Source organism: Paraburkholderia sp. GV068, from assembly GCF_003058125.1.
Lineage (GTDB): Bacteria > Pseudomonadota > Gammaproteobacteria > Burkholderiales > Burkholderiaceae > Paraburkholderia > Paraburkholderia graminis.
Window position 1 is genome coordinate 303,952 of the sequence record NZ_QBUB01000006.1, and the last position, 26,883, is coordinate 330,834.

General features: G+C 59.5%; 21 protein-coding genes. 13 read left to right on the top strand and 8 right to left on the bottom strand.

The annotated features are described in order from the left end of the window. Positions 1-21 precede the first annotated feature (21 nt). The 4 genes from C8K18_RS15485 to C8K18_RS15500 all read left to right on the top strand — a co-directional run bounded on the left by C8K18_RS15485 (position 22) and on the right by C8K18_RS15500 (position 4,316). The gene (locus C8K18_RS15485) at positions 22-1,392 is read left to right on the top strand and encodes an MFS transporter (RefSeq protein WP_107708047.1); all 1,371 of its coding nucleotides are present in this window, start codon (positions 22-24) and stop codon (positions 1,390-1,392) included. Positions 1,393-1,426: 34 nt separating this feature from the next. Then, positions 1,427-2,326, top strand: a complete 900-nt coding sequence (locus C8K18_RS15490) for an MBL fold metallo-hydrolase (protein WP_107708049.1) — start codon at positions 1,427-1,429, stop codon at positions 2,324-2,326. A gap of 878 nt (positions 2,327-3,204) precedes the next feature. Beyond that, the gene (locus tag C8K18_RS15495) at positions 3,205-3,555 is read left to right on the top strand and encodes a nuclear transport factor 2 family protein (protein ID WP_107708050.1); all 351 of its coding nucleotides are present in this window, start codon (positions 3,205-3,207) and stop codon (positions 3,553-3,555) included. 293 nt (positions 3,556-3,848) lie between these two features. Next, positions 3,849-4,316 carry a VOC family protein gene (locus tag C8K18_RS15500; protein ID WP_258196131.1) on the top strand — a complete coding sequence of 156 codons (468 nt, stop codon included), beginning with the start codon at positions 3,849-3,851 and terminating at the stop codon, positions 4,314-4,316. 227 nt (positions 4,317-4,543) lie between these two features. Here C8K18_RS15500 and C8K18_RS15505 read toward each other — a convergent pair whose 3' ends face one another. Together C8K18_RS15505 and C8K18_RS15510 are read right to left on the bottom strand one after the other, a co-directional pair. Then, positions 4,544-4,888 carry a hypothetical protein gene (locus C8K18_RS15505; RefSeq protein ID WP_107708052.1) on the bottom strand — a complete coding sequence of 115 codons (345 nt, stop codon included), beginning with the start codon at positions 4,886-4,888 and terminating at the stop codon, positions 4,544-4,546. A gap of 120 nt (positions 4,889-5,008) precedes the next feature. Continuing rightward, the gene (locus C8K18_RS15510; protein ID WP_107708054.1) at positions 5,009-5,872 is read right to left on the bottom strand and encodes a MipA/OmpV family protein; all 864 of its coding nucleotides are present in this window, start codon (positions 5,870-5,872) and stop codon (positions 5,009-5,011) included. Between the two features lie 153 nt (positions 5,873-6,025). Between C8K18_RS15510 and C8K18_RS15515 the strand changes: the two genes are divergently transcribed. From C8K18_RS15515 to C8K18_RS15530, 4 genes are all read left to right on the top strand, one after another. Further along, positions 6,026-6,748, top strand: coding sequence for a response regulator (locus C8K18_RS15515; protein ID WP_207909700.1), 723 nt, complete (start codon positions 6,026-6,028; stop codon positions 6,746-6,748). After that, the gene (locus tag C8K18_RS15520; protein WP_107708058.1) at positions 6,745-8,130 is read left to right on the top strand and encodes an ATP-binding protein; all 1,386 of its coding nucleotides are present in this window, start codon (positions 6,745-6,747) and stop codon (positions 8,128-8,130) included. The genes C8K18_RS15515 and C8K18_RS15520 overlap by 4 nt, the downstream gene beginning before the upstream one ends. A gap of 207 nt (positions 8,131-8,337) precedes the next feature. Next, positions 8,338-8,859 (top strand): response regulator transcription factor, encoded by a 522-nt coding sequence (locus C8K18_RS15525; RefSeq protein WP_107708060.1) that lies wholly within the window; start codon positions 8,338-8,340, stop codon positions 8,857-8,859. 389 nt (positions 8,860-9,248) lie between these two features. Beyond that, positions 9,249-9,566 (top strand): hypothetical protein, encoded by a 318-nt coding sequence (locus tag C8K18_RS15530; protein ID WP_107708151.1) that lies wholly within the window; start codon positions 9,249-9,251, stop codon positions 9,564-9,566. 777 nt (positions 9,567-10,343) lie between these two features. Here C8K18_RS15530 and C8K18_RS15540 read toward each other — a convergent pair. From C8K18_RS15540 to C8K18_RS15555, 3 genes are all read right to left on the bottom strand, one after another. Further along, positions 10,344-10,688 (bottom strand): hypothetical protein, encoded by a 345-nt coding sequence (locus C8K18_RS15540; RefSeq protein WP_207909701.1) that lies wholly within the window; start codon positions 10,686-10,688, stop codon positions 10,344-10,346. 748 nt (positions 10,689-11,436) lie between these two features. Next, complete coding sequence (locus C8K18_RS15550; RefSeq protein ID WP_107708066.1) at positions 11,437-12,273, bottom strand: cytochrome c; 837 nt, start codon at positions 12,271-12,273, stop codon at positions 11,437-11,439. Between the two features lie 492 nt (positions 12,274-12,765). Next, positions 12,766-13,086 (bottom strand): H-NS family nucleoid-associated regulatory protein, encoded by a 321-nt coding sequence (locus C8K18_RS15555; protein ID WP_107708068.1) that lies wholly within the window; start codon positions 13,084-13,086, stop codon positions 12,766-12,768. Between the two features lie 212 nt (positions 13,087-13,298). Here C8K18_RS15555 and C8K18_RS15560 point away from each other — a divergent pair, with 212 nt between their 5' ends. Next, positions 13,299-13,925, top strand: coding sequence for a TetR/AcrR family transcriptional regulator (locus tag C8K18_RS15560; RefSeq protein WP_107708070.1), 627 nt, complete (start codon positions 13,299-13,301; stop codon positions 13,923-13,925). A gap of 428 nt (positions 13,926-14,353) precedes the next feature. On the opposite strand, the gene C8K18_RS15565 is transcribed toward C8K18_RS15560, so the two are convergent. Next, complete coding sequence (locus C8K18_RS15565) at positions 14,354-14,722, bottom strand: MerR family transcriptional regulator (protein ID WP_107708072.1); 369 nt, start codon at positions 14,720-14,722, stop codon at positions 14,354-14,356. Positions 14,723-14,823: 101 nt separating this feature from the next. Here C8K18_RS15565 and C8K18_RS15570 point away from each other — a divergent pair, with 101 nt between their 5' ends. From C8K18_RS15570 to C8K18_RS15580, 3 genes are all read left to right on the top strand, one after another. After that, positions 14,824-15,744: an alpha/beta fold hydrolase gene (locus tag C8K18_RS15570; protein WP_107708074.1), complete on the top strand. Its 921-nt coding sequence runs from the start codon at positions 14,824-14,826 to the stop codon at positions 15,742-15,744. 483 nt (positions 15,745-16,227) lie between these two features. Next, entirely contained in the window at positions 16,228-21,015 is a 4,788-nt protein-coding gene (locus tag C8K18_RS15575) for an alpha/beta fold hydrolase (protein ID WP_107708076.1), read from the top strand. A gap of 236 nt (positions 21,016-21,251) precedes the next feature. Then, positions 21,252-22,817, top strand: coding sequence for a methyl-accepting chemotaxis protein (locus tag C8K18_RS15580; RefSeq protein WP_107708078.1), 1,566 nt, complete (start codon positions 21,252-21,254; stop codon positions 22,815-22,817). 314 nt (positions 22,818-23,131) lie between these two features. Here the strand turns inward: C8K18_RS15580 and C8K18_RS15585 are convergent, their stop codons facing one another. Together C8K18_RS15585 and C8K18_RS15590 are read right to left on the bottom strand one after the other, a co-directional pair. Then, positions 23,132-24,184 (bottom strand): nitronate monooxygenase family protein, encoded by a 1,053-nt coding sequence (locus tag C8K18_RS15585; protein ID WP_107708080.1) that lies wholly within the window; start codon positions 24,182-24,184, stop codon positions 23,132-23,134. 721 nt (positions 24,185-24,905) lie between these two features. Further along, complete coding sequence (locus tag C8K18_RS15590; protein WP_258196132.1) at positions 24,906-25,313, bottom strand: response regulator; 408 nt, start codon at positions 25,311-25,313, stop codon at positions 24,906-24,908. A 33-nt stretch (positions 25,314-25,346) separates the two neighbouring features. Here C8K18_RS15590 and C8K18_RS15595 point away from each other — a divergent pair, with 33 nt between their 5' ends. Beyond that, complete coding sequence (locus tag C8K18_RS15595) at positions 25,347-26,366, top strand: IS110 family transposase (protein WP_006051652.1); 1,020 nt, start codon at positions 25,347-25,349, stop codon at positions 26,364-26,366. Positions 26,367-26,883: the final 517 nt, after the last annotated feature.

Consider the following 26,883-nt stretch of genomic DNA (forward strand, 5'->3'; position numbering starts at 1 on the left):
CTCATCGTGCGGAGACAATGTATGAGCGCTCACCCTCGTTTGGCACAGCCGACCAGGGACGCTGCCCCGCCTGCTTCCGGCGACGTGCGTCCGGCCTATGTCGTAACCCTGTTTTTCATCTGCTTCGCGTTCTCCTATCTGGATCGGCAGGTCGTCAGCATTCTCGTGCAGCCAATCAAGCAGTCACTTGTGCTCACCGATACGCAAATTGGCCTGCTACAGGGTCTTTCATTCACGATGTGCTACGCAACGGCGGGCGTTTTCGTCGCGCGGCTCGTCGATCGAGCCAACCGCGTCAAGCTGATTGCCGCTTGCGTTGCAATCTGGGCGATCTCGACAATGGCGTGCGGCTTCGCTTCGAGCTTCCCCGAACTGCTGGTGGCCCGCGCAGGCACCGCGATTGCCGAGGCGGCGTTGAGCCCCGCGGCTTTGTCGATCTTCAGCGACATCTATACCCCGCGCCGCGTGGCGCGCGCGAGCAGTGTATTCATGCTCGGGCCGTATGTAGGAGGCGGCGTCGCATTGTTCGGCGGCGGCACGCTGCTGTCCGCGGCACATGGTTCTGGCAGTACATGGCTCGCTGCCCATGGCGTGGAGCCGTGGCAAGCCGTGTTCGTCGCGGTCGGATTGCCCGGGCTCGCATTGGCCCCGATGGTGGCATTGACGGTTCGCGAACCTGTCCGACTGGAAACGCTCGCTCATGCGAAACAGGCGAGAGACGTCATGCCGTCCCTGCGTGACGTTCTGGTCGAACTGTTCCTGCGCAATCGCTTCTGCCTGCCTTACTTCGCGGCATATGTGGCGCTTATCACGCTGTTCTATTCGCACGCTGCGTGGTTTCCGACCTTATTGATGCGGCATTTCCATCTTGCACCGAAAATGGTTGGCCAATTGGCCGCTCCCGCGTACATGATCGGCGGCATGCTCGGCGTTGCGTGCGCAGGCATACTCGCGTCACGGGTCACGGACGAAAGCGCATTGCGCAAGGTATTGGGCTTTTCCGCCGGCGCGGTTGCCACGCTCGTGCCTACCGCGATTGCAATGCCGCTCGTGAGCGATAGCACGACGGCGGTCGTGCTCTACGGCGCGTGCGCGTTCACTGCGAGCATTGCGATGGGCCTTGCGCCTGTGCCGTTGCAGATCGCCGTGCCGAACCGCATGCGCGGCCGCTCGCTCGCGCTTCTCGTGTTCATGACCAATGCGATCAGCGGCGGTGTGGGGCCTTTGGCGGTTGGTGCTCTCAATGAGCACCTCGGACACGGAGGCGACAGCCTCGGCGTGGCACTGGCCCTGACCGGCGGCTTGTCCGCGCTGATCGGCGCAGCGCTCTACGCGGTCGCCATGCGGCGTGTGCCCGTTGTTCACGCTGCGCCTACACGGGTTGCAGAATGAATGGCTTCGTAGCTAACGATAAGCGAGTAGTGCCATGAACGATACTTCCATCACCTTTCGCGTGGGCGGGGCAACGATCACCCGGGTCGACGAAACAGCCTTCCCGCTGACTCCCGAGGTCTTGTTCCCCGACTGGGACGCCGAAGGCGAACGCGTAATGGAAACGCACTTTTCGACGGCGAGCGTCGACCTCGCGAATCGACGGATATGGTTGAAAACACACTTGTGGGTCGTCGAACTGGATGGTCTGACTGTCGTCGTCGACGCTGGGATCGGCAATGGCAAGGCCCGGCCGTTCAGCGCACTTTTCGACAGGCTCGACAACCCCGTGCTCGAGCGTTTCGAAGCGGCGGGTTTCCGACGCGAGCAGGTGGACTACGTGCTCCTCACACACTTGCATGTCGATCACGTCGGATGGAACACGCACTGGCAAAACAACCACTGGGCGCCGGTTTTTCCGAACGCCACGTATGTATTCGGCCGACGCGAGCGCGACTACTTCGATACCCCAGGCGGGGAGCCGCGCCGCATGGTGTTCGAGGACAGTGTGTTGCCAATCATTGAAGCGCAGCAGGCCCGCGTGGTGCAGGACGCCGTGGAGGACATCGTCGAAGGTATTCGTTGTCTGCCTACGCCGGGTCACAGCGTCGGGCACATGGCGATCGAAATTCACTCGCAAGGACACACGGCGCTGTTCTCCGGCGACGTGATGCATAGCCCGCTGCAGGTCTATCGTCCTCAGTGGAATTCGACGTTCTGCGTGGACCAGCCGCTAGCGCGAGCCTCACGACAATGGCTGCTCAATCATGCAGCGAAAACATGCGCGATCGTCTTTCCTGCGCATTTTCCCGAGACGTCGGTTGGTACGGTGCAGGAGGGGCCGCACGGCTTCGACTGGCAGTACCTGAATGGCACAAAGTCGGGGGAAGATTGAGGACGTCGTCGACAGCTTCTGATGCGATCGGGGTTCGCGTCGGAGCGTTCGCGCAGCACCCCGCAAGTCGGGGAGCCTGCATGACAGACTGTGCGCCACCACCGAAAGAAGAATTCAACCGATCTCATCGGACCGTAGCCAATCGCGCTCGGCTGGGTGTCGCAACTACAGGTCCGCTATTTGACGTGAACTGTCATGCATCTGGGTGCGTGGCTAAGTTAGCGAACGGCCATTCCTGACCGGACCTCGTCTCACGATGAACGTCCGTAGGTGACGCTAGCAGTCTGTGGTCCGAAGGGACGACACACGACCGCTGCAGGTCAATGGACGGACGTTGCAAAGCACGCGACTGCGCCGACGCTAAGCCGTCGGAACTCCAGTCCTCGCTGCCGACCCCGGTGATGGACGAAAAAGAATCCCCGGATGATAGCGATTCTTGATTACTTTCAGCCACGCATATGATCGAGAGACCCGCAAACGCGGCGGCCCGTCCGCACCCACAATCATCAAGGCCAACGCGTCCGCAACGTTCCGATTAATGGCGCACTGACGTGCTACTCATTTCCCTCCGCATGAGCGCGCGCAAGTCCTCTGTCGACATACAGATCCACGGCCCGAAGCTAGGCGGCCTCCATAAACCTCTGCCAGGATGACCGCGTTGAGCTGGTTCGAGAAGCGTCGCGGGCACCGTGCCGACTCCATTCGGCACCGAGCGGTCGGAGGCGGAACCTCACGATCAACGCGCACGTCGAAGTACAGGTTGTACCGATGCGGGCCGCGAGCCGGGCTCGACAGGGATAACTCTCGGACAAGCAAACCAATTTCCGCAAGTCAGCCGTCCGCGCGCGGATGTCGTAACCTATTCAAAAAGGAGTGATATGACGGACTGGAACAAAGTCGTTTTGCAGAAAGCGAATGCTGCGGTAAGTGCCGGTGATATCGAGGGCTTCCTCGCATTTTGTGCAGACGGTATCGAATGGACGACGGTGGGCGTCGGAAGCCTCCACGGAAAGGAGGCAGTTCGCAAATGGATGGCGAAAGAGTACGTGACGCCGCCGCAGTTCACGGTTCAAAGTCTTATTGGTGACGGCGACTTTGTGGTGGCGGTCGGCGAAATCACATCGTCAGCGGAGGACGGAAGACAAATAAAAAACGCGTACTGTGACGTCTGGCGGTTTGACGGCGGCAAGATGGTCGAGCTGAATGCGTTCGTCGTTGAAATTCCATGAGACATTGCGAGCCATGTATCTAAACGCTCTGCGCTTCAAAGCGAGCGGGCGGCAACTTGCCGTCTCCTCCTGCGTGGTCTGTGAGGCGTTAACTGATGCAAACGGTCCGAGCAATTTCGCGCTGCATTAACAATCTTTGCTCCGAAGCCAGACGCGGATGGCTTTGATACGCAGCAGCCCTAGGTCCGGCAACTCGGTGAACGACTTACGACGGTGCGTGCCAATTCTGCGCTTTGTCATTCGTCGTTAGGAGGGCAAGGTTTGCAGAATGGTGGATCGTCACGATGCCTCGTTTGTCCATCCTGATCTCGAGAGCCGGTCAGGCATTGTTCCGATTTCATGCCACGAGGTATTTCATGCTTAAAGAGAGCGACGTATCTACACGGCTGCCGGCGCAAGACCTCGCACGAGCACGGGCGTTTTATTCGCCGAAGCTCGGTCTGGAGCCAGTCGAAGAACGGCCCGGCGGGCTCCGTTATAGGTGCGGAAGTGGATACTTCACACTGTTTGAGTCGACCGGATCGGCCTCTGGCGCGCACACGCAAATGGGCTGGGAAGTCGGCGACATAGAGGCGACCGTTGCTGAACTGCGACAGCGAGGCGTGACGTTCGAGGAATACGACCTTCCTGATTTAAAGACGGTCAACGGCATCGCGCTGATACAAGGCAATTATCCATCGAGGGCAGCGTCGGGCGAAAAAGGCGAGTGGTTCCGGGATAGCGAAGGTAACCTCTTGGGCATCGGACAAGTGGTCCCATAGCACGCCGATCGCATCGTCGCGGCGCAAAGGGCGGGTATCAGAGGTCAAACGGTCATATCGGGCCCCTTCCGTGGAGCCGTCTTCCGCTAGAGCCGATGTTCATCGGTGACAAACGCCTCTAGTCTGAGATCCCAGATCATAGTTCTCAGTCGACGTCCACCGCCGGTGGTGGCAGTCTGGATGGTCGGTTGTCGAGTCGGCTCGCCCACTGCAACGCTGACCGAAGCCTACATTGCGGCGATGCTTCTGCCGTATTCCAGTGCCTCGACCAATACCTCGAGTTCCCGCCGCGTTTCGTCGAGCGCCCGGCGCAGCTGAGCAATCTGCTGATTCGCGCTCAACGGTTCCATGCTGCCGGCCAGACCCTGGCTTGTCGGCGCATCGGGCTGATCGTCGCGTGACAAGCACGCTTTCCAGCCGGAAAGTACGCTGCCAAGCAAGCCAAAGCCGCGGACATTGTCAGCCCGCAACCCGCCGCGCACGACATGGCGATTGTCAATGCCGTTGCGTTCCGCGCGCTCATCAAACGCGAGGTGGCGACTCGGTGCGGCGTGAAACCGGCCAAACATCATTGAACTGCTCCTGTGAAAATGAGAAGCCAACCGGGCGGGCACTGACGCGCAAGCTTCTGCATTGCGGGATATCAATCTCGACCCCGCCGAACAAGCGCCGGTCATACAAGATGACCGGCCTTACTTGAACTGATACAGATAGCCCAGCCGCGCCGCGGGAACGAAACGCCGGCCTATGAGCGGGCTATCGGAAATCCCGCTGCCGAGATGCGTGACGAGCAAATCGAGGCTGACGGACTGCTGCTGCGCGATCTGGTAGGCGACGCGCGTGCCGATGGTGGCATTCAGCGTGGATTTTCCTTCGTACGCGGGTCGCCCCACACGTGCCTCAGGCTGGGTCACGCCGTAGTAGTAGTCGACATATTTGTCGTTCAGCCACCTGAGGTCCGCGTGAGGCTCGATCGTCAATTTTCCTGACTCGAACGCTTTTCTGAACTCCAGGGTCGCCTGCTGCCCCTTGTTTCCGCCGATAAGGTAACTGGCGCTCAGTGTTCCGAATCCGGTACGCCATCCGAGTGCCGGGCCGTACCAGAAGGTGATACTCGTCCGGTTCTCCATGCCGTTCAGAATCGGTGCATCGGATCCTTTATATCCCTCCAGAATGCCCACCTTGCCACGCAAGGCGAAGGTGATGCCATCCCATTGCCCGACTTTCAGATCGAGCGTCGTCGCGTAGGCACTGATCCATTTGTTGTCCACGTAGAAAAGCGGAATCGGCGTGATCCTCGCACTGTCGCCCTTATACGGCGACGGTTCGATACCGACGGCGGCGCCCAGCCCCCAGTGAGTGACATTGGTGGCATTGCTGAGGACAGTGAAGCCGGATCCTTCGGGGTTGCTGGCGTTCTGTGCGCGAGCGCTGCCAGCACTGAGGACAAGTGAAGCCGCAGCCAGCAGGGCCCTGTATTCACGGCGACGGTTTTTTCTCGTGACATGCGCCAATTCGGCGCCTCGGCGCTGCGCCGTTTTCGATGATATTGCCATTCAGAAATCTCCAGTCGGGGAGCCCGAGATTACGCAGGAGATTCAACGGCATGATGTGCGTTTTTTTACGGCGCCGATACAATGTGTCGCCCTTGAAATACCGGAACGCACAGCTGACATAAATCTCGGGACCGCCCCGGTTAGCATCTGGAAATGACTTATATGCCGCACGTACTGGTGGTTGACGACGAGGAGGACATCCGGTCCTTGCTGACGGGTTTTTTTCGCAAGCATGGCCACGAGGTGAGCATTGCGACCGACGGACATAGCCTGTTCGCGGCACTCGACGCTCAGCACGTCGATATCGTCATTCTGGACGTCATGTTGCCGGGCGAGGACGGGTTTAGCCTCTGCCGGCGCATACGCGCAACGTCGAAGGTGCCGGTGATCATGCTCACCGCAGTGGCGGATCACGTCGATCGCGTAGTGGGTCTCGAGATGGGCGCCGACGACTATCTGGTGAAGCCATTCGATGCGAGGGAACTGCTCGCACGAGTAAAGGCTGTGCTGCGCCGGACGACGCAGACTGGCGCGGCGGCGACGCGCACAGAGACGAGGCCTGTACTTTCGTTTGCCGGGTGGCGTCTGGATATTGCCCGGCGCGAACTGCGCTCCGCGGACAACACACTGATCATCCTTTCGAGTAGCGAGTTCGATCTTCTGCTCGTGTTTGCGGAGCACGCTCAACGGGTGCTGACGCGCGATCAACTGCTGGATCTCACGCGCGGATCGGCGCATGAGGTCTATGACCGCAGCATCGACGTGCAGGTCGGCCGTTTGCGTCGCAAACTCGACACTGACGCGCAAACGCCTTCCGTGATTCGCACGGTTCGTGGCGGCGGCTATATGTTCACGCCGGCGGTGCGACGCGGATGAACGTACGATTGCGTGCGCCGGATACCATAGGCTGGCGAATTTCGCTGACGGTCGGCGCAGCCATCATCGGCGTGCTCGGCCTCGCCATGCTCTTTAGTCATCTTGCCGGCCCGACGGCGAGAGAGACGGCATTGCTGGACAGGGCCGACGACATCGTGCGCATGATGGACGCGGCTTCGACGATCGATCGCCCGCGGCTGGCCCGCGCGGTGCGCATTGAATCTAACCGGGCTGAATGGTATCCAGCCCCCTCACCGGTTGCCCGCGGCCTCGCTGTGGCGCAACCGCCCGATCGGGATTCAGATCTGGCCAGATGGTTTGTGACCGAAGGCCGCCAGCGTCCGCGCGTATTTTTCAGCTCGGACGATCCGCTCGCCACCAGCATCCGGTTCGATCGCGGAAGATCTTCTCGCACCTATTTTCTTGCAGTGGAACTGGGTGACGGCAGCTGGGTGGTATTCATCGCCACGCAACGCGACTGGGGGCTGCCGCAACCGCGGCAGATAGCCGTGGCACTCGGATGCGTTGCGTTGTCGATTCTCGCCGCGTCCGTGCTTGCCACTTATTTTCTCGCCAAGCCGATCAGGCAGTTCGCGGAAGACTTGCGCCGCATCGGCGGCGACCCGCGCGCCGGCCCCGTCCGCGAATCCGGACCTGGAGAACTGCGCGCGGCAATTGCGGCGTTCAACGCATTGCAGGCGCAGGTGCGCAAATTTGTCGAGGACCGAACGCTGATGCTCGCCGCCATGTCTCATGATCTGCGCACACCGCTCACCAAGATCCGGCTGCGTGGCGAGTTTATCGAGGACGACGATCAACGGGCGCGCCTCTTTCGCGACGTCGACGACCTGCAGGCAATGGCGGACTCGGCGCTTTCCTTTTTCAGGGACGACTATAAGGACGAGGACGCGACGGTTTTCGATTTCGCCGGCTTGTTGCGCACCGTTACCGACGACTATGGTGACCAGGGTCAGCCCGTCTTTTACTCCGGCCCCGATCGCATCGCGTTCAACGGACGTCCATTTTCATTGAGGCGGGCCTGCATGAACCTCGTCGACAATGCGTTGAAGTACGGCAACAGCGCGGAACTGCAACTGATCCATTCGGCAACGCAACTCGTTGTCGAAATCAGCGATCAGGGCCCCGGCATCCCCACTCACGCGCTCGAACAGGTGTTCACGCCGTTCTTTCGCCTGGAGCAATCGCGAAACCGCGGCACCGGAGGGATGGGTTTGGGACTGACATCGGCGCGAGCTGTCGTTCGGGCTCATGGCGGCGACATCGCGCTTCGCAACCGTGAGCGCGGAGGATTGCAGGTCAGGGTGACGTTGCCACTGGTATCCGAACGGCTACCCGAAACGCTTCAGATTGGCACTTCTTGACGCCCCGACATAGCTGAGCCTTCAATGCTTCGAGCCTCCGACTACCGCCTCGCGCCGCGCTAAGAAAGATTGACCGCAAGACCGGTTTGACGGAACTGCACTGACAATTGGCGACTGGCGGTATCGGAGCGATGAACATTGTTGTCGTGGCCGTGCAACCGCCGAACACAAAGTGGCTATATCTATCGCGACCAGGTGCGATGGGCTATGGGTTCGTGGACGAAGCCGCATTTGTTTTTTGGCAGGACGATCGAGCGATCGCTTTTTCTGAACGTCCTAAAGAACAAGCTCGATAAAACGTTCAGCAACGATTCCATGCTCCATGAGATGCATAGCTATGTTCAACATAATCTTCTTGCATTGCACTCGATCAAAGCCCAGCGACTGAACCGACAACTCGTCGAACATTATCAACTGACATCGCGCCAGCTTGAGGTAGTCGACTTCATTTCCCGCGGACTTTCCAACAATGAGATTTGCCACGAGACCCGAATCGAGCTGGTGGCCGTCAAAACACACGTTGGAAACGTTCTCGCAAAGCTCGGATTGAATACGCGATCGCAAGTCGCGGCCTTTCTGCACTCCATTCAGGTTTCCAAGGCGATGCGCAGTCATCCCGCGTCGCATTTCACGCGCCCCCTTGGGCGCGCAGTCAGTGTTAGATGGCACATCCCTCCCCCGCAAACTCTCAATCCTCGCCGTCGCGGCTTGGCTTTCTTGGCGGCCTGACCTTCTCGACCAGCCGAACGGAAATACGAGCAATTTTTGCCAGGACAGTGTTATTGCCGACTGTGGCTCTGACTGGGTCCGTTGCGTCGTCACTTGGCGTCGCACGCCCCGTTGTGGTCGACTCGCTGATGTGCGAGTCAAAGCATAGATGCGCCACGACCTGTCCCGGCCTGAAGTATGTGGTATGCCAATCAAGATCCGCCCTAACGGCCCGCACTTGGGAGCGCGAATTCGCGTTGCAGCCGGAGTCTGCAGCCGAGTCGACCGGAGAACGTTGTTCGGACAATCGTCTAGGTGGCTTTCGCACGGTTCGGGACAAAATTGGGGTTTCAGTATTGAAAGCCGACTTGCGACGTCACGCTCGGAGAACACCTGCTTGTTTCATACGGATCGATATGCGTGTCCGTGAACCGGTCAGCCATCCGATGTCGGAGATTGCGGCGTTTGTGGCGCAGATGAAATCAGCGTTCGGCGAGCAGGAAATCAACGAGGCGATTCGCCGTGGCAAGGCTGGGGAGCCGACGTTTTACGCCGCCGAAAACGGTCATACCTTTGGGACAGAGAGTCCGCTCACCGCAAATGCATGGCAAGTCGCCGAAGTCATTCGGGACCGCCACTATTGCGCAGGCTGCGACGGTGGATGCATGCATCAGCCGATGCGTTGCAAAGAGTGGCAGCAGCGAGAAGCAGGCAACGGGAAATCGTGAGAAAACCTGGACTTGCGTTACTGACCGCGGCATTTGCGCCGACGGCTTTCGGAGCCGGCACCTATTTGGAACTGTGGAATCCGCCTGAGGCGCGCGACTGCCCCGCACCGGGTGGGTACCGCACACAGGCTCGCAGTACGACGCCACGTGGCCTTGCACGCGAAGAAGACGCATTCGCCGCGCACGTTAGCAACTGCTCCACGGCTCGTGGCGAAGCAAGGCATTGCGCAAAAGACCTTGCACAACGAAGAACCGGATATGTCTTACGTTCCGCGGCAAACTGCGCCGGAAGGCAACGTCCTTCGCGTGAGAGGCCACGCGGCATCCGCTCAAGTCGTCCCCTAATGCAATCGCAGAAGTACCGCGGCTATGACGTACGGGGGCACGCCATCGTTGAGCAAAATGGCGGCAACCATCAGCCAGAACGTTATGCAGCGAGCGGGACCATCCCCCATGGCGGCAAGCTAGTTCAGGTGTCGGGCGTCTTGGGGACATTGAACGTGAGGAGGACGCTTAGCTTGCTGGCCTCGATTGGGCCCGCGCCTGGGTCGATGCACATGGGTAGCCGATGACATGGCACACATAGCTTGCGCACATCAACCCTGCTATGTCGCAGACGCTGGCCGAAATGTGATGTTATTCAGATGGCGGTGACTCCGCTTCCCTTGCAACTTGCCAAGTGGCGATCGGCAGCACACGACCTAAAAGGGAACAGCCGCCCTTCTCTGAAGCGGTCATTCGCGGAAAGGCGAGCTTCTGGTTCAGCCTGCTCCCAGGCTACCGATCCTTGGAGCGTCCCTCATGAACCCCCAATCTCTCGTAGACGATAGCGAAGCAGTCCCCCAGTTCCTGTTGAAGATGATCACGCATCGCGGCCGCGGTCGCGTCAAAGCGCTCGTACTCGTACGCGTCCCACGGTCCGGGGTCTGGAGGGTATTCCCAGTTGAGCGATAGGTCATGCCACGCAGTCATTTCCGCAAGCTTTCTGCGCGTCTCGTCAGCCAGCGGCAGCGACTCCTCAATCGGACCCACCCCGTATGCGCTGCGAGTAGCGTCGTCTCCCACCCAAATACAACCACCGCCCCACTCGAACATGAGTCTGAGTCGATATTTTTCGGTCATCGCAAGCGTCCGTGTCCGGGGCAAGTACCGGGTCTGTGGAAGGTCGATTGTAACGATCTAGTCACCGCTGTTGATTGTCTCCCAGTGACCGTTCGCGACTAGTTGGTGATGTTGTCGCGTATCGACGCTTCGTCTTTCGGTACCCAGTAGCCGCCGCTACCGTGATACGTTTCGGCGTGCAACCAAAAAGCTTCATTGCAATGCAGGCAGCGAAAATGGCACTCGACGTAGTCGTCCCATGCGGCACCCGCCGCGAGTTTGTCGAATGAGACGGAGACGAAAGGGCTGTCGGGAATTACTTCTACAACTGTTCTATCAGCGATGTTCTCCGCTGCAATCTGTATCGCTTTGTGTAGCTCGCGAGGACGCCTGATCGCATATCGAACGCATAGGTCCTCGCATCGAGCGCATGCCACAGAAGACTCCTCCTGGATTCGTACCCGTCATTGACTGGATGGCCAGGCTAATGTCGATATAGGCGACGAACCGAATTGTCGACGATTCATTCGTCGATGTCGAACGGCCGTTCCTGGCCGCCTTGAGGCAAAACCACTGCTAGTTAGCTCGCCGGAAACCGGCCATTGCGCGGGGGCGGACGAGATCTTGGGCATTGAAATCGGATGGCGACCTCGACCGACCACTTGTGGCCCTTCTCTCTCCGCCACAGCGGCCGCTTGACGAAGCAAATTCCACCTTGCACAGACCGGTGAAAGGCAATTCCGCATCGTCCAAACCTTAGCTCGTACCCTTACCGTCCAACCTTCCGCTGCGCCATGTACGCCAGATAAGCGACGATCAGATCGATCTCGCGATCGCTCAGTTGGTCCCGGGGGAACGCGGGCATGGTCCGGCCCGGCCAGTCTCGAACCGATGCCGGATTGCGAATATAGCGGCGCAATGCCGCGGGCTGGAAGTACTCGACTGGATTCATCGGCACATTGAGGTCGGGGCCGGTGTCCGCGCTGCCCGCATGGTTGAGCCGATGACAGGCGAGACACTGAGTAATGAACAGGCTTTGCCCCGCGCGGATCGGATCGGTTGCTGGCAGCGCCGGATCGACGGCGAGCACGGGCCAACGCGCGGATGGAGATGGTTGCGTAGTAAGCTGCGCGATCTGGTAAGGCCACTGCTCGCTGCGGACGGATTCCGCTTCCCTGCCGACCCAGACCAGGTAGAACGGTCCTGCGCTCACCGGCTTACCCGGCAGCTTCGGCCATGGTTGCGCTGGGTCCTCGACCGCAAGCCATGCGACGGCTGTCGCAGGATCACGGTTGCGCACGAGGTCCATCGGCAGTTGCGCGGCGAAGCCGTCGGTTGCACGTGCCTCGAGCACGCTGTCCGCCGGTAACGCTGCGGCGTCGACCAGGTCGGCCAGCGGCACTGCGCGGTAGGTCGTCGACGTACCGTAGGCGACATCTCGCGGAATGCGAATCTCGGCAGCATCCGGACGCCCCAGCAACACCCCTTGGCTAAACGACTGGGTCTTGCCGCCTATCGTAAATTCGATCATGGGCTGCGCGGCCGCGCAATGCCCGATCACGCCAAGCGCCAGCAGCAAAACCGCAAACTTCACGCGTTTCGACATTTGTCCTCCGTGCATTATTGTTGCCGACGACGTCGGCTGCTATATCGCCGAAGCCGTCGGGACAGACAAGCCGCCAATTCATTCGGCATCGGTGAGCGGATTATGTCAGCGGTCGCGAATCGTCGTTAGTGCGGGCGGGCTGTCTGTGCAAACCGATGGGCGCATAGAGTCGTGAGATCGAATCCCGCAAAGGGTGCTATCTTGCCTTCCCGCCTCGCATGACATCACAGCAACCACAATCGCTCTACGTTCGCTGACTGCACGCGGCCCACTCCGGTCAGACAACTTGCTCCAAACCGGTCAGTCAGCCAATTTCAAGTTTGCGGACTGGAATGCCAGTAAGCGGCCGTCGGCGACCTCACCCGATCGGCCACGAGCAGCCTTTCGCCGGCATCCATGAACGGCCATTCGACGGACCGTTCAACCTTCGGTAAGGGACGTCGACGCAGCCGCAGCTTGGCGACGCCCCCAGTTACCCGGCTAGCTTGAATATCAACACATCGAGTCCGACTCCCCGGCGTCGGACTGCTTAATCAGGAAGTCGTTGTAGCTTCTGTTCCGGATCCAGGACGGCGCGCGTCCACGGCCGCTCCAAGTTGCACCGGTGACCGGATCCTGATATTTCATCTGAAGCGGTCTGGTGTTGTAGGTGCCTCGCCGATCAATGCGTAACTGGTTAGGCACAAGGTTGAAGAAGTTCATGACCTGGCGGACGTGCTCGATAGCAGCTCTCTGCTCCTGCTGCCAGGCGGCGGATATCCGCTTATCGAGTTGTGCGAGTTGCTGCTTCAACACCTCTACCCTGCTGCTCATGTTCTCGTTCCGTAATACATGATCAAGTTTTCGCATCGCTTCCCGTCTTTGCGGCCGTCCCGGACGAGCTTCTCGGCCACCCCTCGTCCTGCTCCCGTAGGGACTTTCCAAGGCGAGCAAATGCCCAACAGTTCACATATCAAGTGAAATATGAAATGCAATCGTAATACTATCCAGTTGAATTCCAAATATCAACTGATATCCTCGTCGTCATGAAAACGACGTCCACTCCCGCGCGGCTAAGCCGCGAAGAAAGTCAATTGCAGACCAGGACACATTTGCTTGCTACGGCGAAGCGGCTGTTTGTCGAGCGAGGTTTCAGCGGTACGTCTCTCAGGGATATTGCGGCCGAGGCAGGCTATACGCAGGGCGCTTTCTATTCGAACTTCGCGAGCAAGGAAGAGTTGTTCGTGGAACTGATGCGAGAGCGGTCGAGGACGCAAGTGAGCGACATCAGCCGGACGCTGAGCGACCCGTCTGCGTCCGCCGACGACATATTGAGCGCGCTTGAAGTCTGGGCGAAGACACTTGATGCAGAGCCCGAATGGTCTGTGTTGGGCGTTGAATTCAAGCTTCAGGGACGCCGCAATCCCGCTTTTGCAACGGCCTCACAGGCGTTGCTGGATGCTCATCGTGATGGCCTTGCCTATTGTATCGGGCACATTTTCGCCAGGTTGGGAAGAGTGCCGCCCGAACCGCCGACCGTACTGGCTGCAGCCTTCATGGGCCTCTCACAGGGCCTCGCGCTGCAGCGCTCAATGCTGGCGGAGGTGCCCATTGGACATATGATCATGGTCTTCCTACGCGGTTTGTTAGCCGCAGCGCCCCCTGTGCGCTGATCTTCAGGGGTTGAGGATGATAGTGGCGCGGGCTCGGCTCGACGATGCTGGCGAGCCTACCCAGGAGAGCCCCGACAGGCACAGACTTTTCGAGGCTCTCCGGTCGCAGTGTCAGTTCATGTCGCGTCTGACTGAACGGCTCAGATGGGCCGGGCAGCGTCAGCCCGCTCTTCAGTTTCATCCCCGGAAAGCGGCCAGTGGAATATCGCGGCCCGGGAGTGGACAGTCGTCAGCGCCTACTTCGCACCCATCTCCGGTACTCGGACGGATGTTTGTGAGCGCCTCAGACACGCCCCATTGCGGTCGTTCGTGCGAATATTTCTTGGAGGGTGATCCGAAGCATTCGCTCCCGAACCCGGTATCGCCACAGGCGAACTTGATAGGCCTCACCCAGCGGTACTGCGTCAATACTCAGGCCGACGCAATGGTTAGAGCGGCAATGTCTCGTTGGTGTTGACCGCATTGAGCAGTCTCACAACGACTTCTCGCGTTTCACCGAGTTCGCGCAGCCGAGCGTCCAGCTTTTCGATTTCGCCGCGCAGCAATGCGCGCGCCTCTACGCATGGATGAAACACCGGTTTCTCACCAAGTACGCAAGGCAGCAACAGGCGGATACTGCTGATCTTCAATCCTGCTGCGGTGAGCGTGCGGATGCGCTGTGCGCCGTGTACTTCGTCGGAACCGTAATCGCGGTATCCCGAATCGGTCCTCTTCGGATTGAGCAGACCTTCGTGTTCGTAATACCGCAGCATCCGCTCACTGACGCCGGTGCGGCGAGCCAGTTCTCCGATACGCATGACGACTCCCGAAAGATGCGCTTGACCTTGACAGCGATGTCAAAGTTTAACCTCTTTCGACCGGCCGGATTGTCCGCCGCCCGATTCGTCAGCGAGCCCTTATGACACCATCCAATGACACGTTTGACGGAACGTTTCCGTTTTCGCCGCGCTTCAGCGATGTTGCCGGTTTTCGCATGCACTACGTTGATGAGGGGCCCGCGGATGGCGAGGTCGTCATGTGCATTCATGGGGAACCGACGTGGGGCTATCTGTTTCGTGATCTGATCGCGGCACTCGCGGGCAACTACCGTGTGATCGCTCCCGACCACATGGGCTTTGGCAAAAGCGAAACGCCGGAGCATCGGACGTACTGGCTACAGGATCATATCGACAACATTGAAAAGTTCGTGCTTGCCCTGGATCTAAATGACATTACCCTGGTCATGCATGACTTCGGCGGCCCCGTCGGTATGGGACTCGCCGCACGGCATCCCGGCCGCATTCGCCGAATCGTCAGCACGAACGGCCCGACGCCGTTCGGTCAAAGTACGTTATTCAAGCGGCTGAACGCGAATGCCGCAGTTTCGCCGTGGTTTCAATGGGTACTCCGCGCCGATTCGCAGGGCCGTCTGGAATCCGTGCTGGACGAACTCGGCTTCAATATCCTGAGCACCCTGAATCTCAACGGCTTCGAAAACCACGCGCGTATTAACGATACGTGGCTGCGTGCCTACGGCTCGCGATTCGCTGTGCCGGCCGACAGTGCCGGCGCGGTTGGCTGGGCAAAGGGCTTCGCGATAGGCGCGCATCGTTTCGAAGTGCCAGACTCGACCGCGCTCGACTCTATCCGTTCAAAGCCGGCACTCGCCATTTGGGGCGAGGCCGATCGCACGCTGGCAGCTGAACACTTTCTACCCCTGTTCAGCGAAATCTTTCCGATGGCGCCGATTCACCGACTCGCGGGAGTCGGCCATTACAGCTTCGAGGATGCACCGGGAGAGATCGCCGAGCTGATCGCTGGATTCCTGAAGGCCCGCTAACTCGGGCTCAGCCGGTTCTCACGACCAGCTTGCTGCGTCCGTGTACGAGTGCTTCCATTCTTCTCGGCAATCTAGCCCGGATTGAGTGTCGCAAGGTCCAAGGAGAACGGCCAATCGCTCGCGCATTGTCAAAGTCTGCTCCTGGCCGCGTTGAGGCAATACCACTGCCAATTTGCTCGCTTGAAACCGGCCATTGCGCGGGGACGGACGAGACCTTGGGTATTCAAATTGGATGGCAACCTCGACCGACCGCTTGTGGCCGAACTGAGCCCGATGGCGTTCGGCTCGGGTCGACCCAGAGCGGACCTTCGCATCGGCAATCGCCTTGCCTGAAAGCCGTCATTCGGTTGTTCACTCAAACCGCGTTGCCGGAGCCTACATGGTGCCATCGGTTGCCTCGAGATCCGTCCTCGCAATACTCAAAATGCCAACTCGAGCCAGCTCCTGTCACAATGCGCTCGACAACAACAAAGGGGGCAGCGCGTGGCAACACTGACGCAGGTACACACAGTTCAAGAACCAGAAGCGCTACACGTTGTATTTGTTCATGGCCTCGGGGGTGAGGCGCAATCAACTTGGATGCACAACCCGCGGGACCACACGACACTTTGGCCCAACTGGATTGGCGAAGCGGTCGGGTGCCATGTTTGGGTCGCTGGTTATGGTGCTGCACTTTCAGGCTGGACTGATGCAGCCATGCATCTGACCGATCTCGGCGAAGCCTTGTTCGCCGCACTTCAAGCGGAACCGAGCCTGCATGGCCGCAGGTTGGTGTTGATAGGCCACAGCCTTGGTGGGTTGGTTATCAAATCAGGAATGACTCAAGCAGCGGCGCTTGGCGACCCGCGACGGATGACGGTGCTTGACACAGTTACGGGCGTCGTGTTCGTAGGAACTCCCCACCAGGGTTCCAGTCTGGCGACGGTGGCAGACAAACTACGCCTCATGCTAAGGACAAACCCTCAGGTCACCAACATGGCCAGCGATGATGCTTGGCTGAAGTTGCTGAACGGGCAATTTCGGCACCTCCAAGCACAGCGCAACTTTGGGGTGCGCGTATTCTTCGAGACCAAAGGCGTTTTTCTCGGTCGGAAAATATTTGGTCTCTCAATTGGGCGGCGACAGCTGATTGTTGATCGCAACAGCAGCGATCCCGGCATCGTCGGCGTCGTACCCACCGGAATCGACGGTGATCACATCGGCATCGCAAAACCCAAGTCACGCCAGGAGCTTGCACACAAAGCGTTGGTCGATTTTTTGACCGGCGTGTCCGACGCTCCATCCGCAGCCCATCCAGTGACCGAGTCCTCGCGCGCCGCTTGGCCTGAGCCCAATGATCTTCGGACACGCTTGCGCAATGCGTCAGCGGCATTGCTGAGCTGGCCAAGCACGTTGCCTGACGGCACATGGCTCCCGCGACCCGAGCTGGACGCACTCAATACCAATCTCGACGCTGCGGCGGCAAGTACGCACTTTTTGTTAGGCGATCCCGGATGCGGCAAGTCGTCCCTATTGGTTCGGCTGGCTCAGGAAAAGCAGGCCGCCGGATGGATAGTTCTGGCTATCAAAGCCGACCGTCTACCTCCTGACTTGCATGATCGAGAAGCGCTCACGCAGCATTTGAACCTCGGCGCAGATACCGCGGCAGTCTTGCGGCAGCTTGCCGAAAGTGGGCCCGTGCTTGTGGTCATTGACCAAGTCGATGCGTTGGCCGATCTGGTCGTTCAACAGTCTGCGCGGTTGCGTGTTTTGCTCGATCTTGTTCAGGACCTCTCTCAAGCAGCTGACGTACATACCGTCATCTCTTGCCGAACCTTTGAGCAAAAGCATGACCCAGCCCTTCGGAATCTGGATGCCACCATTCTGACGCTGGGGTTGCCCGCCTGGTCAACAGTGTTACCGATTTTAGCTGCACGAGGCCTCCAGGCCGACATATGGAACCAAGACCTTCAACAGGTCTTACGGTCGCCTCACGCATTGGATATATTTCTATCGTTGCTTGAAGGAGTAACTGAGCCGGCGGCTCTGAAGAGCTTCCAAGGGCTATTGGAAAAGCAATGGGAGACACAAGTACTCAGTGATACCAGCGGGAACCGACGGGCCACGCTACGACATTTGGCAAAGCAAATGGCTGACCGCGAGGTGCTTGGTTTGCCATTGGCCGTAGTAGAGGACCATTTCTCGGAAATTCGGGCGCTAGCTGCAGCTGGACTGCTACGCCTAGACAATGGTCCTGGGCGGGTGGAATTTCGACATCAAACGCTGTACGAATTTGTCCGCGCGCGCAGCTTTCTGGAGGAGAGTGGCAGCCTTACCGAAAGCGTACGGGCAAAGCAAAGTAGCCTGCGCATTCGCCCCCAGTTGTGGCATGCACTCGGATACTTCCGCGGCGCGAGCCCTGAGGAGTACGGGGCAGAGATCGGGAGTCTTTGGGCGGGTGACCTGCGTCCCCATTTGAAGATGCTTTTGATCGAATTCGTGGGGCTACAGACGGCGCCACTGCCCGCCGAGAAGCGGCTAGTAGAGCAGGCGATGGCGGACAAGTGGTTTCTGCCTCGATTCATTGGAGCTGCCGTCGGAAGCCCAGGATGGTTTTCAGTTCTGGCGCCAATACACCTCCCTAGATTGATGTCGCTGGAAGACAATCAGGCCCAGGTTTTGATCCCGTTACTTCGGCAGGCGTTGCACTTTGATGCTGACGCGGCCGTTGACCTTTTGAGCCGGCACTGGCTACCCAACGAGACCCGAGACGTGTTGAGCTGGCAGGTACTGGGCATCGGAGATGTGGTGCCGCGAATAGGTTTGTGGCTGGACAGTCTCGTAACGATTGCTGGCCGAACGCCAATTTCCGACTGGGCCATAGGGCACTTGGCGGGCGTGGTGAGCGCAGCCTTTCCTGACGAGGCCCCAAGGATCGTGGCAGCATGGCTCAAACGTCAAATCGAATCAGCCAAGACTCCTCTAGATGCCGCCGCCAATGACGAGGCCGTAGCCGTCAGTGTCTCCCAGAACGTTCAGTCCATTCTTGAGGCGCGGCAGTTCCATGACATGGAGGCAATTGCTGAGTCCTCCCCAAAGGCTTTTGTTCTCTCAATATGGCCGCTGCTGATCGAAGGCTTGCGCCTATGCGCATCTGATGCGCCAAGTGTTGTGGTCGGCTATCGCCAAAGTCGCGGCTTTACCTTCCAAGAACTGGACGATGAAGAGTCTCGCCAGGAGCGTCCGCTGCTGCGCTCTATTCAGGTGGCCGTGCAAGCATGGGCCGAGTCTGATGCATCCGGTTATCTTGATTTTGCTGACGAACACGCGGAGTCCGAACTATTGTTCGTGCATCGACTTCTGTCCGTCGGCCGCGTGCGCGCTGCAAGTCACTTCCCGTTGCGCGTGTTTGACTACTTGGTCGCGGATCCTCGGCGGCTGGCGCTCGGCTCGTACACCGATGTTCATAAGGAGAGCGTCGCTCTGATCGAAGTCACGAGCCCGGTTCTCGATGACGCATGCCTTGCCCGCCTCGAATCGACGCTAATGGATTGGCGCTACTACAGAGACTGGGCGCAAGCCGATGATGACGCCAGCGTTCGACACCAAAGGCTTCAATGGGCAAGACAGCATCGCTTACGACTATTACGCGCAGTACCAATTCCGCGACGCAGCGCCGCAATGCAGAGGCTTGTCGAAGAGGAAGAGCGCGCATTTCCAGGTCTGGAGGACCATGACGTACATTTCACAGGTGCGCAGTGGATCGGAAGCCCCGTGAGCGTAGAGCAAATGGAAAAGGCTACAGACGCGGATGTTCTAAACCTGTTCCGTGAATTGACGGATGAGTCTGCATGGGACCATCCAAGGCATCACATGAAGGGAGGCGCGATCCAGGCAGGACGCGAATTGGCTAACCTCGCAAAGAAGAATTTAGCTAAGGCACTGCGAATCGTGCAAGCGCTCGAGCCAGGACGGAACGAAATTCCAGTTGCCACGGTATTACGCGAACTAGTACCGGGCGGCCTCACGGCATCGGAGTTCTATTCCTTAGTGGCTGAGCTTGAAGACAAGGGGTTCATTGGCGTCAGTTTCAGGCGTGACGCCGCATACGCAATCGCGAGCGCCGTCAGCAAAGAATCCCCCGCTCCAGATGCATTGATCGACCGCATGGAGCGCTGGTTGAATCCGCTCGTCCTGGAGCCCTGCGATGAAGGTGAAACCAGCGCCAAGGACAATCAGTCTTCAGTGCTGTGGGGTCGTGGTTCGCTAGCGGCATTCCCAGACGGGAACTATCCAACACTTAGCGCTCTTACGGCGTCGTGCCTATCGTCAGAGCCGCCGCGAGTTGAACGCTGGCTAGGGATTCTTGAACGGCATGCTGTTCGAGCCGAATCACAAAAAGTTTGGGAGGCACTACTTCAACGGGAGTTGTTGCGCCTTCAAATGGCGGAACCCTCACGGGCTGAATCGCTGATCGACAAGCTAGTAGAAGGAGCACCCTCCATCGTGCACAGGCCAGGCTGGTTTCACTTTGTTGCTCGTGCCTACCATTGGGCTTCGGCTGCATCAGTACAGCGATGGGTAATGCGTACCGTGGAGGACGCAAAGAGCGGCCAAGGCGCGGGCGAGTTGATTGGCTTGCGACATGCGCTATTTCCCGCAGAGAGCTGGCCGCGCGAGCTAGCTTATTCGCTTGGGAAGGACGGCTCGTCGCTGACCGCACTTGGACTGGCACAAAGCGTGGCCCACTTGTGGCATGAACCCATTTCAAGGCCGGTGGTTCACCCTCTCCTAATGCAACTGCTTGGCAGTAGCGATGAGCAGGTTCTAACTGCCCTGTCTGAAGTGTTCTTAAATGATGCCTTCATCGCTGACGCGGAAACGCGAGAGTTGCTAGACGCGTGTGCGGCTCACCCCAACGTATTAAAGAATGGCCGCGCGGAGCATCTACCTGAATTGCTGGTCAAGTTAGTAACCATCGAACCGGAGCGAGTGTGCCGTGTCGCCCATGCGTTGCTCGACACCGCAGGCGACCAGATGGGCAACATTGCCACCTCTTGGTACTTAAGCAGCGAATGGCTGCTAGATATTGCTCTGAAACTTCAAGACATGGGGAATGCGGAGCGTGCTGCCGGATCGTCGCTCTTTGAGCGCATGCTGGAGTTCAACATGCCACAGGCGAAGGAGATGACGCTGGATTTGGACAAGCGTATGCCGGTCGGCGATAGCCCGCGAGCGCCCGTGCGGCGTAGGTCGCGTACGAAACACCGTAGCCCGAAGCGGAACAGATGACTGACCAAGACGTCGCACAGCAGACCTTCCCGAGCGGCTCTTTCTGGCCGACCTCTGCCTCATCCGGTCTGCTCAGACCGACGATTCGTGTGCAGCCCGCTCCAGTTTTCCCGTTGCCCAACCATCAAGTCGCGCCCGCCACGTGCCGATATGCAGACGTGACGCCGATGCATCCGCCGTTCAAATCAAAGCACGACGGTCGCGGCGCTCGCCACCTATCAGGAGACGTTCCCCAAATGCAGTGGTTTTCCAATCTCAAACTGAGCCACAAACTCGTCGGCTCGTTGATGCTGTGCGCACTCGTGACGGCGATCGTCGGCATCGTCGGCATCCTCAAGGTTCGCGAGGTCGCGACCATGCAAACCGAAATGTACGAGCGTGAATTCGTGCCGGTGCGCAACGACGGCACCGCCGCGTGGCAGGCGGCCTCGCATTTCCGTCGTCTGTACTCGTACATCCTGAACGCCGACACGGCCGGCCGCGCCGATACGGTGCGCCTGAATCATGGCGGTGAAACGGCGATCCTGTCGGCGTTCGACTATGAACGCAAACACGCGAGCACCGCCGCGCAGAGCGCGTTGCTGAGTGATTTCGACGCCACGTGGCCGGCCTATACAAGTTCGGTCGCGAAGGTGATGGCACTTGCCGACCAGGGAGACCAGACGGGCGCCCTCGCAGAACTTCGATCGGCCACCGATCCGCTGCACGTGAAGCTGCGCACGCTAATGATCAAGCTGTCGGACCAGCGTGACGGACTGGCGCGCCAGCGCGTCGAAGAAGGCATCGATGCGGTCCGCTCGGTGACGTGGTGGATCGCGAGTTGCGCACTCGGCGGCGTCGCGGTTGCGATCGCTCTTGGCGTGCTGATGACGCGCGCCGTAGTGCGGCAAATAGGCGGCGAGCCCGCCGAAGTTGCGCGAATCGTCGAGACGATCGCGGACGGCGACCTGAGCGATCGGCTCGGCGCCGGCCACGTGCAGGAGCGCAGCATCCTCAGCGCGATCGCCCACATGCGCCAGCGGCTCGCGGCAACGATCGGCACCATGCGCGAAAGCGCGGAGTCGGTCAGCATTGCGTCACAGGAAATCGCGAGCGGCAACATCGATCTGTCCTCGCGCACGGAGGAGCAGGCGGCGTCGTTGCAGCAGACCGCGGCGAGCATGTCTGAACTCACGCAAACAGTCAGCCGCAATAACGACAACGCCCGCAACGCGAGCGAACTCGCGGCGCGGGCCGCGCAAGTCGCAGACACCGGCAATGCGGCAGTCGAAAGCATGGTGCGCACGATCGACGGGATCAGCGGCAGTTCGGCGACGATCTCGGAAATCACCGGTCTCATCGAAGGCATTGCATTCCAGACCAACATCCTTGCTTTGAACGCGGCGGTCGAAGCCGCGCGCGCGGGCGAACAAGGACGCGGTTTCGCGGTCGTCGCGAGCGAGGTGCGCAATCTCGCGCAACGCTCGGCGAGCGCCGCCAAGGAAATCAAGGAGACGATTACGGCGTCGGCGGCGATCATCGACGGCGGCACGCAGCAGGCCGGTAAGGTGAGCGCGACGATGGCAGACATCAAGGACGCGATTCATCGCGTGTCGAACATCGTAGGCGAAATCGCGGCAGCGTCCGACGAGCAGAGTCGCAGCATCCATGAGGTCGGCCGGGCGGTCGCGCAGATGGACGAGACTACGCAACAGAACGCGGCGCTGGTCGAACAGGCCGCGGCCGCCGCGCAATCGCTCGACCTGCAGGCGCGCAAGATGAAGGAGACCGTAGCGGTGTTTCGGGTTGAGCGGAGGGCGTGACAACTACGCGGTCGGCTGAGGCCGACCCACACGGGACAGTCGGTCAGCCTGAAAACCGACGTTCACCCATGCATTGTTGACGGCCTATTCGGCGCTGTCGGACGTCCCTTCGTGGCCGAGAGCGCCAGTTTCATAGATGTTTCACAGAGCTAACGTTGTAGTCTTCAACGGCAGCTTTCCCGGCGAGGCGGGCGAACGCGCACTGCCGAACAGCAGCCGTCGTCCGCCCCCCTACCTAGCCATTCGACAGGCTGCTCCGCTCAGACAGCGGACATTGGTGTTGGGGATGTTGAGTCGTTCATCGACGTTTGCGATCATCGACGCCGTGATGGAGACGACGCCGAAGTGTGGCGCTGCGCCTGCAGGCGATCAAGCGCCTCGACCGCCTCGCTCAGCATCCGTTCGATCACATCTTCCGCCGACTCAAGTGCATGAACCAACGCCGACGACTGACCCGCGTATAACGCCATCTTCTCCAACTCGCCCGTGGTGCTACGTAACGGTGAGATCGTGCTGTATTTCGGTATGGGTCCCCATTCGTCTTCGGCGATCACTTCGTGCGGCAACGCATACGGATCGTTGCCGAACGGATGATCGCGGACGTCGTCGGTCACGCTATTGGCGAGCACACGCACCGGTGAGCCGGCCGCCCAGTTGATTGCGTAGATATCCGTATGCACGGTGTCGCCCGCCCGGGCATCGACGATGCGCTGCTTGTGATAGTCATGCGCGTACGATTCGTGCGTCGCCAGAAACGCCGTCCCGCAATGCACGCCGCCCGCGCCCAACGCGAGCGCCGCCGCCAGACCCGCGCCATTGGCGATGCCGCCTGAAGCCACCACCGGCACACGCAAGCGCGACGCGATCTCGGGCAGCAGCGACATCAGCCCGGTGCGCCCCCTCACGTGCCCGCCTGCTTCCACCCCTTGCGCGATGATCCCGTCCGCGCCGGCGCGTTCCGCCGCGAGCGCATCGTCGAGCGAGCCGACCTGATAGAGCACCAGCGCGCCGCCCTGCTTTGCGCGCTGAATGATCCCTGGCACTACGTCCCAGAAGAAACACATCACCGGAACGCGCGCGCGCAGGCATGCGTCGAGTTCGGCGTCTAGCAGATCTGGCTTCGTGCCGGCGGGAATGAGGTTTACGCCGAAAGGCCGGTCGGTCGCGGCGCGCACCGCGGCGATCTCCTGCTTGATCACCGCGGGTGATTCCCGCACCATGCCGAGCAGGCCAAAGCCGCCTGCCTTCGATACCGCCGCGACCAGTTCCGCCCGCGCCGGACCGCCCATGCCCGCGCAGACGATCGGGTGAGGGCAGCCCAGCAAGCGAGTCAAGGCGGTCGTGAAAGGAGTTGCGTCCGCGTTCATGATGGCCTCCGTGGGTTCGCTTCGATCGTCGCATTTCCGACAAAGCATAATCGCGAAACGCGCTCAGGGCACGGCGTGCGAATGCTTCGGGTAAGCGGATCTTCGAACCGAAATTGCTACCCGCTTCGACGATCCACGCCAACAGAAGTCAGGCGCGACTAATGGAACTCCGCGTACGTACGGCCCCGGTGCCCCGGAAGCCGCCGTCTGAGCGGTGTTACGGCAATCGGCTGTGGTGGCGGCGGGTTCTACGCGCCACAATGCCCGGTAGCCCGCCACGAAGCGTCAGTCGCTTGTGCTTGTATACGACCGCCCCGACTTTCAGCCGTCAGTTCGACTCGCGGATCCGCCATTCACTTTAAAGCGTTGCTTGTCGGCCAAAGCCGCCGGTCGCCCGATCAGCCGCTGAGCGGCGCCTGAAGATCGCTCTACTGACACTTCCAAACCGTGCCGGCGAATGTCTCTTCTGTCTATCGACGAATGAGTCTTCCCGACCCGTTTGAGTCACTCAGTTAGCATGGGCGACGGTCTGCTGCCTCACCGATCTGAGACATTCCGCTCTGGTAGCTCGTTGGACCTTTTCAGATGGGCCTTAGAGCGATCTCTTCGAGCAAATGAAGCGGGGACTCCGGCGCACAACCCTTTTGACAATAGGCGTCGAAACCGGCTGCAATTCCTTCAGCCCTGATGGTGGATTCGTCGTGAGCGGTAAAAGCTACAATCAGGTGGCGTGCGTCGGTTCATGCTTTCGCAGTTCGCGGGCAACGGCAAATCCATCTATCTCCGGCATGTTGATGTCCAGAACGGCGATCTCCGGTATCCATGCACGCACGACGCTGATGACGGCGTGTCCGCCTTGTATAAACTGAACGTCGTATCCTGCAATGGATAGCGCCGCGCTGATCGCCGCCGCACTTGGCAGGTGATCGTCGACGACGAGTAGCCTGCGCCGCCCGGTGGCCGGCTGCGGGGGCAGCGTGCGAGGCGTCCAGCGGACGCCGCGTGGGAACAGTGCCATAGGGTGGGCGGCGACAAATGGAATGAACGCCCCCACCCAATAGATGCGAGACGCCGAACGAGTGGACCCTCGCGGGCCGACGGCATCGATGTGCCTAATTTGGACGATCATGGAGATCTTCACAGGCTAACCGGAGAGTCCGAAATGAAGTATACGACGGTCGGTGTAGATATCGCGAAGAACGTCTTCCAACTCCACTGGGTTGATGGCGAATCGGGGGAGATCGTAAGCAAACAACTCAAGCGCGCTGTCTTCCTTGAACATTTTGCGAATCGCGAAGCTTGCGTCATTGGCATGGAGGCCTGTGGAGGCGCCCATCATTGGGCACGCCGATTGATCGAAATGGGACACGAGGTCAGATTGATGCCGGCGAAGTTCGTCAAGGCCTTCGTCACCGGAAACAAGAACGATGCAGCGGACGCGCGTGCAATCTGGATGGCTACGCAAATGCCCAGCAAGGTCGTCGCAGTAAAGACCGAAGCCCAGCAGGCAGTGCTCGCGCTCCATCGGATGCGGCAACAGAAGATCAAATATCGAACGGCGCAAATGAATTGCTTACGCGGATTGCTGGCCGAATACGGCGAGGTGATGGCCAAGAGTCGCGCTGCGCTGGATAAAGCGATTCCCGGGGTGCTGGCAAAGCTGGCCGAGCGTCTACCGGCGATGCTGATCGACTCGTTACGCGAACTTTGGAGTGAGCTTGATCGACTGGACAAACAGATAGCTGACATCGAGCGACGTTTGCAAACGTGGATGAAAGAGGACAAGGCATGCAAGGCAATCGCCGCGATCCCCGGCGTTGGCCTACTGACGGCGACGGCGACTGTTGCCACGATGGGTGACGCGAAAGCATTCAGGTCGGGACGGGAGTTTGCCGCGTGGCTCGGTCTCGTACCAAAGCAGATCGGCACCGGTGGGAAGATCCAGCTGCTCGGTATAAGCCGGCGCGGCGATACGTATGTGCGGACATTGCTCATCCACGGTGCGCGCAGCGTACTCTTCCATGGCAAGCATGTCGGGTCTTGGGCCGAACAGTTGCAGAAGCGACGTCCATCAAATGTGGTTACCGTTGCACTTGCCAACAAGATGGCCCGAACAATCTGGGCAGTTCTCGCGAATGGCACGCCGTACAACCAAGCGCACTTTGTTGCACAACCGGCTTGATGACTAAAGCAACGTAGAAGATTGGAGCTTGCAGAATGACGTCGAAAGGTTGCGCTGGCAATTGAGCATGATGACAAGACAGGTCGGACCTGAACTCGCAAAGCCTGAAAGATAATTTGAGCGCGAAGCTCGTGCGACAAATGAGGAGCGAGTCAGCGGATTTCATCGGGGCCCGCAGCGTATGAGGCTGCAACGAGGCCGCATATAAAGCTGCAACCCATCCTGTCGAAGCAACGTGCAAGAAAACCTGGCGCATCGGGGGCGTTCATATAAATTATCTTGGCCGGCGCATTGACTCAAATTATTTGTTACCGAGCCGTTGTTGTTGCCTCATGTAATTTGCTACCGTCCCGACGGCTGGCGGGGGCGACTTATGGTGAGGTGACTCAGCATGGAGACACGACGTGAATTGATTGAAGCAGTCGGTGAGCGATACCGACAGTCGGGCATGCGGACCTATCTTTTAAAAACTCACACGTCTGAACGGCAGAGAAATATTTATCAGTATTGTGACGGT

Excerpts from the sequence above, each read along its gene's own strand:
- C8K18_RS15485 (WP_107708047.1), top strand. The coding sequence starts at position 22 with ATGAGCGCTCACCCTCGTTTGGCACAGCCGACCAGGGACGCTGCCCCG.
- C8K18_RS15490 (WP_107708049.1), top strand. The coding sequence starts at position 1,427 with ATGAACGATACTTCCATCACCTTTCGCGTGGGCGGGGCAACGATCACC.
- C8K18_RS15495 (WP_107708050.1), top strand. The coding sequence starts at position 3,205 with ATGACGGACTGGAACAAAGTCGTTTTGCAGAAAGCGAATGCTGCGGTA.
- C8K18_RS15505 (WP_107708052.1), bottom strand. The coding sequence starts at position 4,888 with ATGATGTTTGGCCGGTTTCACGCCGCACCGAGTCGCCACCTCGCGTTT.
- C8K18_RS15510 (WP_107708054.1), bottom strand. The coding sequence starts at position 5,872 with ATGGCAATATCATCGAAAACGGCGCAGCGCCGAGGCGCCGAATTGGCG.
- C8K18_RS15515 (WP_207909700.1), top strand. The coding sequence starts at position 6,026 with ATGACTTATATGCCGCACGTACTGGTGGTTGACGACGAGGAGGACATC.
- C8K18_RS15520 (WP_107708058.1), top strand. The coding sequence starts at position 6,745 with ATGAACGTACGATTGCGTGCGCCGGATACCATAGGCTGGCGAATTTCG.
- C8K18_RS15525 (WP_107708060.1), top strand. The coding sequence starts at position 8,338 with ATGGGTTCGTGGACGAAGCCGCATTTGTTTTTTGGCAGGACGATCGAG.
- C8K18_RS15540 (WP_207909701.1), bottom strand. The coding sequence starts at position 10,688 with ATGACCGAAAAATATCGACTCAGACTCATGTTCGAGTGGGGCGGTGGT.
- C8K18_RS15550 (WP_107708066.1), bottom strand. The coding sequence starts at position 12,273 with ATGTCGAAACGCGTGAAGTTTGCGGTTTTGCTGCTGGCGCTTGGCGTG.
- C8K18_RS15555 (WP_107708068.1), bottom strand. The coding sequence starts at position 13,086 with ATGAGCAGCAGGGTAGAGGTGTTGAAGCAGCAACTCGCACAACTCGAT.
- C8K18_RS15560 (WP_107708070.1), top strand. The coding sequence starts at position 13,299 with ATGAAAACGACGTCCACTCCCGCGCGGCTAAGCCGCGAAGAAAGTCAA.
- C8K18_RS15565 (WP_107708072.1), bottom strand. The coding sequence starts at position 14,722 with ATGCGTATCGGAGAACTGGCTCGCCGCACCGGCGTCAGTGAGCGGATG.
- C8K18_RS15570 (WP_107708074.1), top strand. The coding sequence starts at position 14,824 with ATGACACCATCCAATGACACGTTTGACGGAACGTTTCCGTTTTCGCCG.
- C8K18_RS15580 (WP_107708078.1), top strand. The coding sequence starts at position 21,252 with ATGCAGTGGTTTTCCAATCTCAAACTGAGCCACAAACTCGTCGGCTCG.
- C8K18_RS15585 (WP_107708080.1), bottom strand. The coding sequence starts at position 24,184 with ATGAACGCGGACGCAACTCCTTTCACGACCGCCTTGACTCGCTTGCTG.
- C8K18_RS15590 (WP_258196132.1), bottom strand. The coding sequence starts at position 25,313 with ATGATCGTCCAAATTAGGCACATCGATGCCGTCGGCCCGCGAGGGTCC.
- C8K18_RS15595 (WP_006051652.1), top strand. The coding sequence starts at position 25,347 with ATGAAGTATACGACGGTCGGTGTAGATATCGCGAAGAACGTCTTCCAA.